Annotated in this window: 12 protein-coding genes; 10 read left to right on the top strand and 2 right to left on the bottom strand. The window is 29.6% G+C overall.

The annotated features are described in order from the left end of the window. Positions 1-5: 5 nt before the first annotated feature. Both L8U41_RS02385 and waaC read right to left on the bottom strand, forming a co-directional pair. Positions 6-878 carry a lipid A biosynthesis lauroyl acyltransferase gene (locus tag L8U41_RS02385; protein WP_263727704.1) on the bottom strand — a complete coding sequence of 291 codons (873 nt, stop codon included), beginning with the start codon at positions 876-878 and terminating at the stop codon, positions 6-8. Next, on the bottom strand, positions 875-1,915 hold the full coding sequence (gene waaC / locus L8U41_RS02380; RefSeq protein WP_263727703.1) for a lipopolysaccharide heptosyltransferase I: 1,041 nt from the start codon (positions 1,913-1,915) through the stop codon (positions 875-877). The genes L8U41_RS02385 and waaC overlap by 4 nt, the downstream gene beginning before the upstream one ends. 70 nt (positions 1,916-1,985) lie before the next feature. On the opposite strand from waaC, the gene L8U41_RS02375 reads away from it, so the two are divergent. From L8U41_RS02375 to pglE, 10 genes are read left to right on the top strand one after another with little or no spacing between them, the layout of a single operon-like run. Further along, the gene (locus L8U41_RS02375) at positions 1,986-2,765 is read left to right on the top strand and encodes a 3'-5' exonuclease (protein WP_263727702.1); all 780 of its coding nucleotides are present in this window, start codon (positions 1,986-1,988) and stop codon (positions 2,763-2,765) included. A 58-nt stretch (positions 2,766-2,823) separates the two neighbouring features. Then, positions 2,824-3,810: a UDP-glucose 4-epimerase GalE gene (gene galE / locus L8U41_RS02370; protein ID WP_039626879.1), complete on the top strand. Its 987-nt coding sequence runs from the start codon at positions 2,824-2,826 to the stop codon at positions 3,808-3,810. After that, positions 3,804-5,498: an ABC transporter ATP-binding protein gene (locus tag L8U41_RS02365; protein ID WP_263727701.1), complete on the top strand. Its 1,695-nt coding sequence runs from the start codon at positions 3,804-3,806 to the stop codon at positions 5,496-5,498. The genes galE and L8U41_RS02365 overlap by 7 nt, the downstream gene beginning before the upstream one ends. Beyond that, a complete protein-coding gene (locus L8U41_RS02360) occupies positions 5,495-6,559 on the top strand; it encodes a glycosyltransferase (RefSeq protein WP_263727700.1) in 1,065 nt (354 codons plus the stop codon). The genes L8U41_RS02365 and L8U41_RS02360 overlap by 4 nt, the downstream gene beginning before the upstream one ends. A gap of 1 nt (position 6,560) precedes the next feature. Next, a complete protein-coding gene (locus L8U41_RS02355; protein ID WP_263727699.1) occupies positions 6,561-7,661 on the top strand; it encodes a glycosyltransferase in 1,101 nt (366 codons plus the stop codon). Position 7,662: 1 nt separating this feature from the next. Beyond that, positions 7,663-9,801 carry an STT3 domain-containing protein gene (locus tag L8U41_RS02350; protein ID WP_263727698.1) on the top strand — a complete coding sequence of 713 codons (2,139 nt, stop codon included), beginning with the start codon at positions 7,663-7,665 and terminating at the stop codon, positions 9,799-9,801. Then, entirely contained in the window at positions 9,798-10,925 is a 1,128-nt protein-coding gene (pglA, locus tag L8U41_RS02345; protein ID WP_263724920.1) for a N,N'-diacetylbacillosaminyl-diphospho-undecaprenol alpha-1,3-N-acetylgalactosaminyltransferase, read from the top strand. Before L8U41_RS02350 ends, pglA begins: the two co-directional genes overlap by 4 nt. Next, positions 10,918-11,520, top strand: a complete 603-nt coding sequence (gene pglC, locus L8U41_RS02340; protein WP_087685512.1) for an undecaprenyl phosphate N,N'-diacetylbacillosamine 1-phosphate transferase — start codon at positions 10,918-10,920, stop codon at positions 11,518-11,520. The genes pglA and pglC overlap by 8 nt, the downstream gene beginning before the upstream one ends. Next, entirely contained in the window at positions 11,507-12,103 is a 597-nt protein-coding gene (pglD, locus tag L8U41_RS02335) for a UDP-N-acetylbacillosamine N-acetyltransferase (protein WP_114640582.1), read from the top strand. The genes pglC and pglD overlap by 14 nt, the downstream gene beginning before the upstream one ends. Beyond that, positions 12,100-13,260, top strand: a complete 1,161-nt coding sequence (pglE, locus tag L8U41_RS02330) for a UDP-N-acetylbacillosamine transaminase (protein WP_263727697.1) — start codon at positions 12,100-12,102, stop codon at positions 13,258-13,260. The genes pglD and pglE overlap by 4 nt, the downstream gene beginning before the upstream one ends.

Raw genomic sequence — 13,260 nt, 5'->3', positions numbered from 1 at the left:
ATATCCTATAAATACAACTCATGATTATATCTTTTAAATCTCTTATGAAAGAAAAAATACTCATCAGGTTTAAATTTAATCATCTCTTCACAACACTTCGCTTGATACTTAGTAAGCTCTTCTATACTTGCCTTACTTGCATCTAAAGCCTTAAAAGTTTTTACAAAAAATTTCTCATCTTTTTGATACACAAAACAAGGTAAAATCATAGCATTTGTTTTTTTGGCAAGCACACTTGCACCTGCTATGAAATTTACTTCTTGATTAAAATATTGCACCTTTATACTTTCACCATCTACCGCATCTTGATCGGTTAAAATTCCAAGCGATCTACCTTCTTTTAAGGCTTTTAGCATTTTTTTAAGCCCGCCCTTTTTTTCTATAAGCTCTATGTTAAACTGCGTGCGATTTTTACTTAAAATTTTATCCATTATCACGCTATCAAGCGCTCTTCCAACTATGGAAATTCCTTGAAACTTTGCCCCAAAAGATAAAGCCAAAAGCTCCCAGTTACCATAATGAGCCGTAGTTACGATCAGGGGTCTTTTACTTTGCATTATATTTAAAATTTGCTCCTCATCATCAAAGCAAATTTTATTGATGATTTCTTCTTTATTTGTATTTTGATTTTTGATAAAATCAATCCCAAATTTAGCAAAATTTTTATAGATATTAAGACTAGTTTCATCACGCCATTTTTGATCTTTTTCAGGAAAGCAAATTTTTAAGTTTGTATCAATGATTTTGCGGTGTTTGTGATTAAGTCTATAAGTGATTAAAGCAACCAAATTTGCAAAAGAGCTTAAAAGTTTTGAAGGTAAAATCTTCACAAGAGCTTTTAGTATATAAAAAAGGCTTAGATATATATAATTTATCATTTTTCTAAAAGCTCACAAGCAAGTTTAAAAATATCTTTTTCATCGATATTTTGTATACAAAAATCACTTCTATCAAATTTGAATTTAACATTAGTATCAAATTTTTTGCCCGCACTTATGGTTTTATTAATCTGAGTTTCAATGCACACACGACTATCCCATGTAGCGCCAAATATAGTTATAGAAGGTTTATTTAGCGCAAAAGCTAAATGAGTAGGTCCACTATCATTGCCTATAACCAAATCACTTATCTTTGTCATGCATATTAATTCTTTTAAAGATAATTTTGGTAGTTGAATTAATGCTTGAGTTGAAGAATTAACAATTTGACTTAATTGAATTAATTCCTGTGATAAGTAATATTCTTTTTGATTGCCCCAACAAAGATAAATATTAATTTCTGAAAAAGCATTCACAAGCATTTTACACAATAATGCCATTTTCGTTATAGAATATATTTTATTATCTTCTGCGGAACCAACATGGATTAATACATTTTTTAAATTTTGATTAAAATCAATTCTTTGAATCAATTCATCTTTAATTTCCTCATCCAAAGGAAAAACTGCTTGTTTATGATAAATTTCTTTATAATCAAATTCTTCATTAAAAGCATAGTGTACAAGAGATAAATACCGAATGTACACATTTTCATTATAACTTGCATCAAATTTTTGGCTATAAAAATTATGTGCAAAAGTTTCCCTTAAACCATTTTTATCAAAACCAAAAACATTAGAGCCTAAAATTCTACTGACCACAGCCGATTTAATCAAACCTTGCAAGTCAATCACAACATCATATTTATTTTGCCTGGCTTCAAAAAGGATCGCAAAGGTTTCTTTGAATTTTTTATCTTTTAAAGGTAATACATAAAGTTCATCTATCAAAGGATGATCTTGTAATAAATTAGCAAATCTTTTATCGACAAACCAATGAATTTCAATATTTTTGTTTATTTTTTTAATAAACTGCAAAACGATCGCAGATTGAATAATATCACCCAAAGCAGAAAGTCTTACAATTGCTATTTTCATTTTATATTAAACCTAATTTTAAATTTTCTGTTATGATTTTAACAAAGATTTTTTTAAAAAAAGGTTTATCATGCAAGAATATATTTGCGTTTTTGATTGTGAGAGCATTCCTGATGTAGAATTGATAAAACATCTTTATGATTTTAATGGCGATGATTTAAGCATTAGCAAGCAAGCTTTAGAAAGACAAAAAGAAGAAAGCGGGAGTGATTTTTTACCCCTGCCTTTTCATAAAGTTATAAGCATTTGTGCGGTAATTGCAGATAAATTTGGAAATTTCATCAAAGTCAATAAAATCAAAGGCGACAATGAAAAGCAAATGCTAGAAGAGTTTTTTAACTTCATAGACAAACACCAACCCCGCCTTGTAAGTTTTAATGGTAAAAGCTATGACATGCCTTTGCTTGTTATAAGAGCATTAAAATACAATATCAACGCAAGTGCTTATTTAGATGCAAGCGATAAATGGAATAACTACAAAAGCAAATTTGTAGAAAATAAACATTGTGATTTATTAGAATCTTTAGGAAGTTTTGGTCAAAAAGGCTTAAGACTTGACACACTTTGTGCTATGGCAGAACTTCCTGGAAAGTATGATGTACATGGAAATGAAGTATTAGAACTTTTTTATCAAAACAAGCTCGAAAAAATTCACGAATACTGTGAAAGCGATGTGTTAAACACCTATATGCTATTTTTAAAATACGAACTCATCAAAGCTAATTTAACCCAAGAAGATTATCTTAATATTTTAGAAAATTTCAAAGAAGAACTTTTGCAAAAACATAGCGATAAAAGCTATCAAAAGCCATTTTTAGAGGCCATAGAAAAAGAAAAAAGTAAGTTTTAAATTAATTAAGAAAAGTATATTAAAATAACTATTATTAAATATCACAAAAAGGATAAAAATGAAAATTTTAATCACCGGTGGCGCAGGATACATAGGCTCTCATACCTTAAAACAATTTTTAGAAACAAATCATGAAATTTGTGTATTAGATAATCTTTCAAAAGGTAGCAAAAAAAGTTTGGATGAACTTTCTAAAATCAGACCTTTTAAGTTTTTTGAGCAAGATTTAAGCGATTATGCTGGGATTAAAAAACTTTTCAAAGAAGAAAAATTTGATGCAATTGTACATTTTGCAGCTAGCATTGAAGTTCCTGAAAGTATGGAAAATCCTTTAAAATACTATATGAACAATACCGCAAATACAAGTAATTTAATCCAAACTTGTTTAGAAACAGGTGTGAAAAAATTCATTTTTTCTTCAACCGCAGCTACTTATGGAGAGCCACAAACTCCTATCGTAGATGAGCAAAGTCCATTAGCACCGATTAATCCTTATGGGCAAAGCAAACTAATGAGCGAAAAAGTCTTACAAGATGCTAACATGGCTAATCCTGAATTTAAATACTGCATTTTAAGATACTTCAATGTAGCAGGTGCTTGTATGAGTTATCCTATAGGTCAACGCTATCCAAAAGCTACTTTACTTATCAAGGTTGCTGCTGAAGTAGCCACAGGAAAAAGAGAAAAACTTTATATTTTTGGCGATGATTATAATACTAAAGATGGCACTTGTATTAGAGATTTTATCCATGTTGATGATATTTCAAGTGCGCATTTAGCTGCTTTAGAATACCTAGAAAATAATGAAAGTAATATTTTCAATGTAGGCTATGGACATGGCTTTAGCGTAAAAGAAGTTATTGAAACCATGAAAAAAGTAAGCGGGGTAGATTTCACAGTAGAACTAGCACCAAAAAGAGCTGGGGATCCTTCTGTGCTTATTTCAAATGCTGATAAAATCAAAACCCTAACTAATTGGAAACCAAAATATGATGATTTAGAATTAATCTGCAAAAGTGCTTATGAGTGGGAAAAACAGTGTTAAAAAAACTTTTTTTTATACTTAATGCTCATGATAAGAAATTTTTATTTGCTTTGCTAATTTTTTCTATTTTTATAGGATTTATAGAAAGCTTTGCTATTTCTTTAATCATGCCTTTTGTATCAGCGGCGAGTAATTTTGAGCTTTTAGAAAAAAGCTCCTATTTTCAACCTATATATGAGTATTTAAATTTACCAAGTTATAAGATTATTGCTTATTTTGGCTGTATATTAATCGCCTTTTATATTTTTAGAGCCTTTTTAAATGCCTTTTATTTTCATTTGCTTGCGCGCTTTTCTAAAGGGCGCTATCACAGCCTTGCTTGTCGTATTTTTGATAAATACTTACATCTTGAATATGAAAATTTTACTAATAAAAATCAATCAGAACTTTTAAAAACTATCACTCAAGAAGTATTTCATTTAAGTACTTTAATTAGTGCATTTTTACTTATGCTAAGTGAAAGCTTTGTGGTGTTTTTACTTTATACTTTATTGCTAATTATCAACTATAAAATCACTCTAGTTTTAAGTGTTTTTTTACTTTTAAATGCTTTTATTTTGATTAAAATTCTCTCACCCTTGGTAAAAAAAGCTTCCATAGCTAGAGAAGAAGCGATGAAAAATTATTTTGAAATTTTAAATGCAAATTTAAACAACCTTAAAATCATCAAACTCAAAACCAAAGAACAAAGCACACAAAAGCTTTATGAACTTCAAAGTGGGCTTTTTGCCAAAGCAAATATTAGCAATGAAAGCATGTCAAGCATTCCTAGAATTTACCTTGAAGGTATAGGTTTTTGTATGCTTTGTTTTATTGTGGTATATTTAGTTTTAAGATATGAAAGTGATATTTCATCTATCTTAGCAACCATCACCATTTTCGTAGTAGCTCTTTATAGACTTATGCCAAGTGCTAATCGTATCATCACAAGTTATAATGAAATCACATATTATAAAAACTCTTTAGATATTATTTATAATATGCTCAATGAAAAAGAAGAAAAACTAGGCGATGAAAGTATTAAATTTAAAGAAAAAATTGTTTTGAAAAATCTTTTCTTTGCTTATAAGGGTAAGAAAAATTTATTTAAAAATTTAAATTTTGAGCTTAAGAAAAATGAAAAAATCGCTTTTATAGGTAAAAGCGGAAGTGGTAAAAGCACTTTAGTCGATCTTATTATAGGGCTTTTAAAACCAAGCGATGGAGCTATTTTTGTAGATGGAATTAAGCTTGATGAGAGCAATATAAAAAGTTTTAGAAGTAAAATTGGCTACATACCTCAACAAATTTATCTTTTTAATGATTCTATTGCTAAAAATATTAGCTTTGGAGAAGAAGTGGATGAAGCACTTTTGCATAAGGTGATCAAACAAGCTAATCTTGAAAGCTTTGTAAATTCACTTGAAGATGGAGTGCATACTAAGGTGGGTGATTCAGGTTCGTTTTTAAGTGGAGGCCAAAGACAAAGAATAGCCATAGCAAGAGCGCTTTATCAACAACCTGAAATTTTAGTTTTAGATGAAGCAACTAGTGCTCTTGATCAAGAAAGTGAAGCAAAAATCATGGAAGAAATCTATAAAATCTCAAAAGACAAAACCCTCATCATCATAGCCCATAGACTCTCAACCATACAAGGTTGCGATAGAGTATTTGAAGTAAAACATGGGCATTTAAAGGAACAAGTATGAAAATTACTTTCATCATAGCTACTTTAAATTCAGGCGGTGCTGAAAGAGTATTAGTCACTTTAGCTAATGAACTTTGTAAAAATCATGAAATAAATATTATTAAATTTCACAAAGAAGACTCTTTTTACAAGCTTGATCCAAAAATCAAACTTTTTACCCTAGAGCAGTTTGACTTTTCCACTCTTTATAATAAAATAGCCTCACGCATTAAAAAATTCAAAGCCTTAAAACAAGCACTTAAAGAGCATAAAAGCGATATTTTTATCTCATTTTTAGATACCACTAACATCGCTTGCGTTTGGGCAAATAAAGGTTCTAATACACCTTTAATCATTAGCGAGCATAGCTCTTATACTTATTTAAAATCTAAAATTTGGAAATTTTTACGCCGTATAAGTTTTCCTCATGCAAATGCTCTAACCGTGCTAAGTAATGATGATAAAAATTATTATGAAAACTTTGTTAAAAAAGTTATCAATATGCCAAATCCTTGTCATTTTAGCCCCATTAAAGAAAATTTAGAAAAAGAAAATAATGTTATTTTCGTAGGCAGACTTGATCATAATAAAAATGCTTCTATGTTTTTAAAAGCCATAGCAAGACTAGATATAAATTTACAAAATCAATACAATTTTTTCATAGCAGGCGATGGAGAATTAAGACAAGATTTAGAACAAGAAGCTAAGAATTTAAATATCAAGGTTAATTTTTTAGGCAAAGTTGAAAATATGCAAGAGCTTTATAAAAAAGCAAAAATAATCTGCCTTTGCTCTTTCATAGAAGGCTTGCCAACAGTTTTGCTTGAAAGTTTATATTATCAAGTAGCACGCATTAGCACTAAATACACAAGCGGCCATAAAGATTTAATTGATGATGGAAAAGATGGATTTTTGGTAGATTTAGATGATGAAAAGGCTTTAAGCGAAAAACTCGCCCTTTTAATGCAAGATGAAAATTTAAGAAAAACACTAGCGCTTAATGCACAGCAGCGATGTAAAGATTATGAAGTGGCCAATGTAGCACAAAAATGGATTGATTTGATCAAAGAAGTAAGGGTTTAACATGAAAAAACTAGCAATTTTTATTTATTCATTAGGAAGCGGTGGTGCTGAAAGGGTTGTATCTACGCTATTACCTGTGTTAAATTTAAAATATGAAGTACATTTGATTTTAATGAATGATAAAATATCCTATGATATTCCTGAGGTTAATATCCACTACCTTGAAAAATCAAATCCAAGCGAAAGCAACTTAGCTAAATTTTTAAAACTGCCCTTGCTAGCTATGAAATACAAAAAGCTTTGCGAAGATTTAAAAATCAATTTGCAATTTGTATTATTAAATAGACCTAATTATATTGCTTTAATGGCAAAATCTCTAGGACTTAAATCAACCCTTATTATCAACGAATGCACTACTCCAAGTGTGATTTATAAACATAATAATCTAAATTCTTTTATCAATAAATTTCTTATTAAAAAACTTTATAATAAGGCAGATTTAATCTTAGCAAATTCTATAGGAAACAAAGAAGATTTAATACAAAATTTCAATATAGAGGCTAAAAAATGTGATATTTTATACAATGCCATAGATTTAGAAAGCATTATAGAAAAATCTAAAGAAGGAATAAACTTTAAAGATCCTTTTATATTAAGTGTTGGTAGGCTTGATCATGGTAAAAATCATGCTATGCTTATAAGAGCTTATGCAAAAGTTAAAACTGATTTAAAATTAGTCATTTTAGGCGAGGGTATTTTAAAAGATGAGCTTTTAGCTTTAATAGAAACTTTAAATTTAAAAAACAAAGTCTTTTTACTAGGTTTTGATAAAAATCCTTATAAATACATGAGTAAATGTGACTTTTTTGCTTTTGCTTCAAGTTTTGAAGGTTTTTCTAATGTTTTAATCGAATGCCTAGCTTGTAATACTGCCGTACTTTGCACTGATCATAAAAGCGGTGCAAGGGAATTATTTTTAAATGATGAGTTTGGACTTTTAGTAAAAGTAGATGATGAAAAAGCCATGCAAGAAGGCTTAGAAAAAATGTGCAATGATGAAGCATTAAAAGCTTCATATAGACAAAAGGCTTTTTTGCGTGCAAAAGAATTTGATAAAATTAGCATAGCAAAGCAATTATTTGAATTTTTCAACAAGGCATAAAATGAAACTACAACAAAATTTCACGAATAATAATTCTATAAAATATACCTGTATTTTAATCCTTATAGCCTTTGCTTTTAGTGTTTTGTGTAGATTATACTGGGTAGCTTGGGCAAGTGAGTTTTATGAGTTTTTCTTTAATGATCAACTCATGATTACTACTAATGATGGCTATGCTTTTGCAGAAGGTGCAAGAGATATGATAGCAGGTTTTCATCAACCTAATGACTTATCTTATTTTGGAAGCTCACTTTCTACTTTGACTTACTGGCTTTATAGTATTTTGCCTTTTAGCTTTGAAAGTATTATTTTATATATGAGTACTTTTTTTGCTTCTTTGATTGTTGTGCCTATTATATTAATCGCAAGAGAGTATAAACTCACTACCTATGGCTTTATAGCAGCCTTGCTTGGAAGCATTGCAAATAGTTATTATAACCGCACTATGAGCGGGTATTATGATACAGATATGCTAGTGTTAGTTTTACCAATGCTTATTTTACTTACTTTTATACGCTTAACTATTAATAAAGACATTTTCACCCTACTTTTAAGTCCAATTTTCATCATGATTTATTTATGGTGGTATCCATCAAGTTATTCTTTAAATTTTGCTATGATAGGACTTTTTGGACTTTATACTTTAGTATTTCATAGAAAAGAAAAGATTTTTTATCTAGCTATTGCTTTAATGATCATAGCTTTAAGTATGCTAGCATGGCAATATAAACTTGCTTTGATTGTATTATTATTTGCTATTTTTGCTTTTAAAGAAGAAAAAATTAATTTTTATATGATTTGGCCTTTGATTTTTATTAGCATTTTGATATTACATTTAAGCGGTGGCTTAGATCCTGTTTTATATCAACTTAAATTTTATGTTTTCAAAGCTTCTGATGTGCAAAATTTAAAAGATGCTGCCTTTATGTATTTTAATGTCAATGAAACTATTATGGAAGTAAATACTATCGATCCTGAAGTATTTATGCAAAGGATTAGCTCTAGTGTTTTAGTATTTATCCTTTCTTTTATAGGTTTTATCTTGCTTTGCAAAGATCATAAAAGCATGCTTTTAGCTCTACCTATGCTTGCACTAGGTTTTATGGCTTTAAGAGCTGGACTTAGATTTACCATTTATGCAGTTCCTGTGATGGCTTTGGGTTTTGGGTATTTTTTATATACATTTTTTAATTTTTTAGAAAAAAAACAAATCAAACTTAGTCTAAGAAATAAAAATATCTTACTCATACTCATTGCATTTTTTAGTATAAGCCCTGCTTTGATGCATATTTATTATTATAAATCCTCTACTGTTTTTACTTCTTATGAAGCTAGTATTTTAAATGATTTAAAAAATAAAGCTCAAAGAGAAGATTATGTCGTTGCTTGGTGGGATTATGGTTATCCAATACGCTATTATAGCGATGTAAAAACCTTAATCGATGGTGGAAAACACCTAGGAAAAGATAATTTTTTCTCATCTTTTGTCTTAAGTAAAGAACAAATTCCAGCAGCTAATATGGCAAGACTTAGCGTAGAATACACTGAAAAATCTTTCAAAGAAAACTATCCTGATGTTTTAAAAGCCATGGTTAAAGATTATAACCAAACAAGTGCTAAAGATTTTTTAGAAAGTTTAAATGATAAAGATTTTAAATTTGATACCAATAAAACTAGAGATGTATATATTTATATGCCTTATAGAATGTTGCGTATCATGCCTGTGGTGGCACAATTTGCAAATACAAATCCTGACAATGGAGAGCAAGAAAAAAGTTTATTTTTCTCCCAAGCTAATGCCATAGCTCAAGATAAAACCACAGGCTCTGTTATGCTTGATAATGGGGTAGAAATTATTAATGATTTTAGAGCCTTAAAAGTAGAAGGTGCGAGTATACCTTTAAAAGCTTTTGTGGATATAGAATCCATCACTAATGGCAAATTTTATTACAATGAAATTGATTCAAAAGCTCAAATTTATTTGCTCTTTTTAAGAGAATATAAAAGCTTTGTGATTTTAGATGAAAGTCTTTATAATAGTGCCTACATACAAATGTTTTTATTAAATCAATATGATCAAGATTTATTTGAGCAAGTCACTAATGATGCAAGAGCAAAAATTTATAGGCTAAAAAGATGAAAATAGGAATTTTAACCCATAGCGCAATGAGTGTGTATTATTTTCGTCTTGCACTCATTAGAGCTTTAGAAAAAAATAATCATGAAGTTATAATCATCACTCCAAAAGATGATTTTGCTATTAAATTACAAGAACTAGGCTATAAGGTTTGTTTTTATGATTTAGCTAGATCAAGTGTCAATCCTTTGATTGTTTTTAAAAATCTACTTAGTTTAAAAAATACACTCAAAAGTTTAAATTTAGATCTTTTACAAACAAGTGCTCACAAAAGCAATACAACAGGTATCATAGCAGCTAAAATGGCGGGCATTAAATATACTTTTGGTTTGGTTGAAGGCTTAGGAAGTTTTTATATAGATGATGATTTTAAAAGCAAATTAGTAAGAATGAGCATTAATTTACTTTATAAAATTTCTTTTAAACTTGCTAATGGTTTTATTTTTGTCAATGAAAGCAATGCTTTATTTATGAAAAATTTAGGCTTAAAAGAAGAAAAAATCAAAATCATCAAATCCGTAGGACTAAATTTAAAACAATTTTTACCTTTAAAAATTAGCACAGAAGAAAAACAAGCTTTTTTAAAAGAACACAATATGCCTGATAAACCTATCGTTTTAATGATCTCAAGAGCGCTTTGGCATAAAGGCATTAAAGAATTTTATGAGGCAAGCCAAATTTTAAAAGATAAGGCAAATTTTGTTTTGGTAGGCGGAAGGGATGATAATAAATCTTGCGCACCATTAGAATTTTTAAACTCAAATGATGTTTTTTATCTTGGCGCAAGAAGTGATATTGCACATTTATTAAATTTATGCGATATTTTTGTTTTACCAAGTTATAAAGAAGGCTATCCAAGAACGGTTTTAGAAGCACAAGCTTGCAAAAAAGCATGTGTTGTAAGTGATGCTGAGGGTTGCATTGAAGCAGTGGATAATGCCATAGATGGTTTGATTTGCAAATGCAAAGATAGTAAAGATTTAGCTGAAAAAATCGCAGTTTTATTAGAAGGTGAAAAACTAAAAAATACTTTAGCGCAAAATGCTTTTCTTAGAGCGCAAAATTATGATGAAAATATCATAGCTTTGAAATATCTTGACTTTTATAGGGGTTTTACAAATGTATAAAAATGGTTTAAAGCGTGTTTTTGACTTTTTTTTAGCTTTGATTTTGTTGATTGTTTTTTCACCCTTTATAGTGCTTATAGGTATTGTTTTAAAAATCGTTCAAGGAAGTGTGCTTTTTAAACAAGCAAGACCAGGATTAAATGAAAAAATTTTTTATATTTATAAATTTAAAACCATGAGTGATGAAACCGATGAAAATGGAGAATTACTTCCTGATGAATTACGCTTAAAGCCTTTTGGCAAACTAGTTAGAAGCTTGAGCTTAGATGAATTACCACAGCTTTTTAATGTATTAAAAGGCGATATGAGCTTCATAGGCCCAAGACCTTTACTTGTAGAATACTTGCCCTTATACAATCAAGAGCAAAAAAAACGCCACGATGTAAGACCAGGTATTACAGGTTGGGCACAGATTAATGGACGCAATGCTATTTCTTGGGAGCAAAAATTTAAATATGATGTAGAATATGTGCAAAATTGCTCTTTTTTATTTGACCTTAAAATCTTTTTTATGACTATTATTAAAGTTTTAAAAAGAAGTGGGGTTAATAAAGAAGGAGTAGCTACAACGGATAAATTCAATGGACACAACTAAAAGTATTTATATATATGGTTCTAGTGGGCATGGTTTAGTCTGTGCTGATGTGGCTAGAAATTTAGGATATGAAAAAATCATCTTTTTAGATGATAATAAAGGCTTAAAATATCACTCCAACTTAGAAAAACACGATATGTTTATTGCTATTGGTGCAAACTCTATTAGAGAAAAACTTTTCAAAAAAGCAAAAGAAGATGGATTTAGATTAGTAAATTTGATACACAAAAGTGCTATTATTAGTCCAAGTGCTTTTTTAGATGATGAGGGTATTTTGATCATGCCAAATGTCGTAGTTAATGCTAAAGCTAGCATTGCAAAAGGTGTGATTTTAAATACTGCTTGTGTGATTGAGCATGAGTGTTTTGTAGATGAGTTTAGCCATATTAGCGTTGGAGCTAAACTAACAGGAAATGTAAAAATAGGAAAGCGTTGTTTTTTAGGAGTTAATTCAAGCGTTATTCCTTGTATGAGTTTAAATGATGATATAACTTTAGGCGCAGGAGCAGTTGTAGTTAAAAACTTAACTTCTAAAGGCATTTATGCCGGAGTTCCTGCTAAGAAAATAAAGGAGGTAAAATGAGATTTTTTCTATCAGCACCACATATGAGTGGAAAAGAATTAGAATACATACACAAAGCTTTTGAAAGTAATTATATAGCACCTTTGGGTGAGTTTGTTAATGCCTTAGAACAAAGTATTAAAGATTATACAAAAAGTTCCAACGCACTTGCTCTAAATGCAGCCACTGCAGCCATTCATCTAGCTTTAAGAGTTTTGGGTATCAAAGAAGGTGATGTAGTTTTAGCTTCAAGTTTTACTTTTATTGCTTCAGTAGCGCCTATTTCTTATATGAACGCTACGCCTGTGTTTATTGATTGTGATGAAACTTATAATTTAGATGTAAATTTATTAAAAAAAGCTATCAAAGAAAGTCCTAAAAAGCCAAAAGCTCTCATTTTAACACACCTTTATGGTAATGCTTCTAAAATGGATGAGATTGTCCAAATTTGTAAAGAAAATGAGATTTTTTTAATCGAAGATGCTGCTGAAGCTTTGGGAAGTTTTTACAAAAATAAAGCTTTAGGTACTTTTGGGGATTTTGGAGTATATTCTTTTAATGGTAATAAAATCATCACAACAGGTGGTGGTGGTATGCTTGTAAGTGAAAATCATGCTAATCTTGAAAAAGCAAGATTTTATAGCACTCAAGCTAGAGAAAATTGCCTTCATTATGAGCATAAAGAATATGGCTATAATTATAGAATGAGCAATATCTTAGGTGCAATCGGCACTGCTCAAATGGAAGTTTTAAAAGAAAGAGTAAGTAAAAAGCGTGAAATTTATAGCTGGTATAAAGAATTTTTAAGTGGCACCTTTACTTTTTTAGATGAACTTGAAAATACCAAGTCAAATCGCTGGCTAAGTACTGCTTTACTTGATTTTGATTTAAATAAACTTAATACTTATGAAAAACATTGTATATGTGAAAATAAAAATGTTCAAATTCAAGATAAAATTTTAAAAATCATACAAGTTTTAAAAGATAATAAAATCGAAAGTCGCCCGCTTTGGAAACCAATGCATTTACAAGAACTTTACAAAGGTTGCGATGCTTACTTAAATGGCAATAGTGAGTTTTTCTTTAGCAATGGAATTTGCCTTCCAAGCGCAACTACTATGAGTAAAGCCGATGTAGAGGAAGTTTCTACTTTAATCTTAAACACCTTAAAGGACTAA

This window comes from Campylobacter sp. RKI_CA19_01116 (assembly GCF_025771405.1).
Classification (GTDB): Bacteria; Campylobacterota; Campylobacteria; order Campylobacterales; family Campylobacteraceae; genus Campylobacter_D.
Note: the sequence above shows the minus strand (reverse complement) of the source record. Positions and strands in the feature narration are given on the sequence as shown.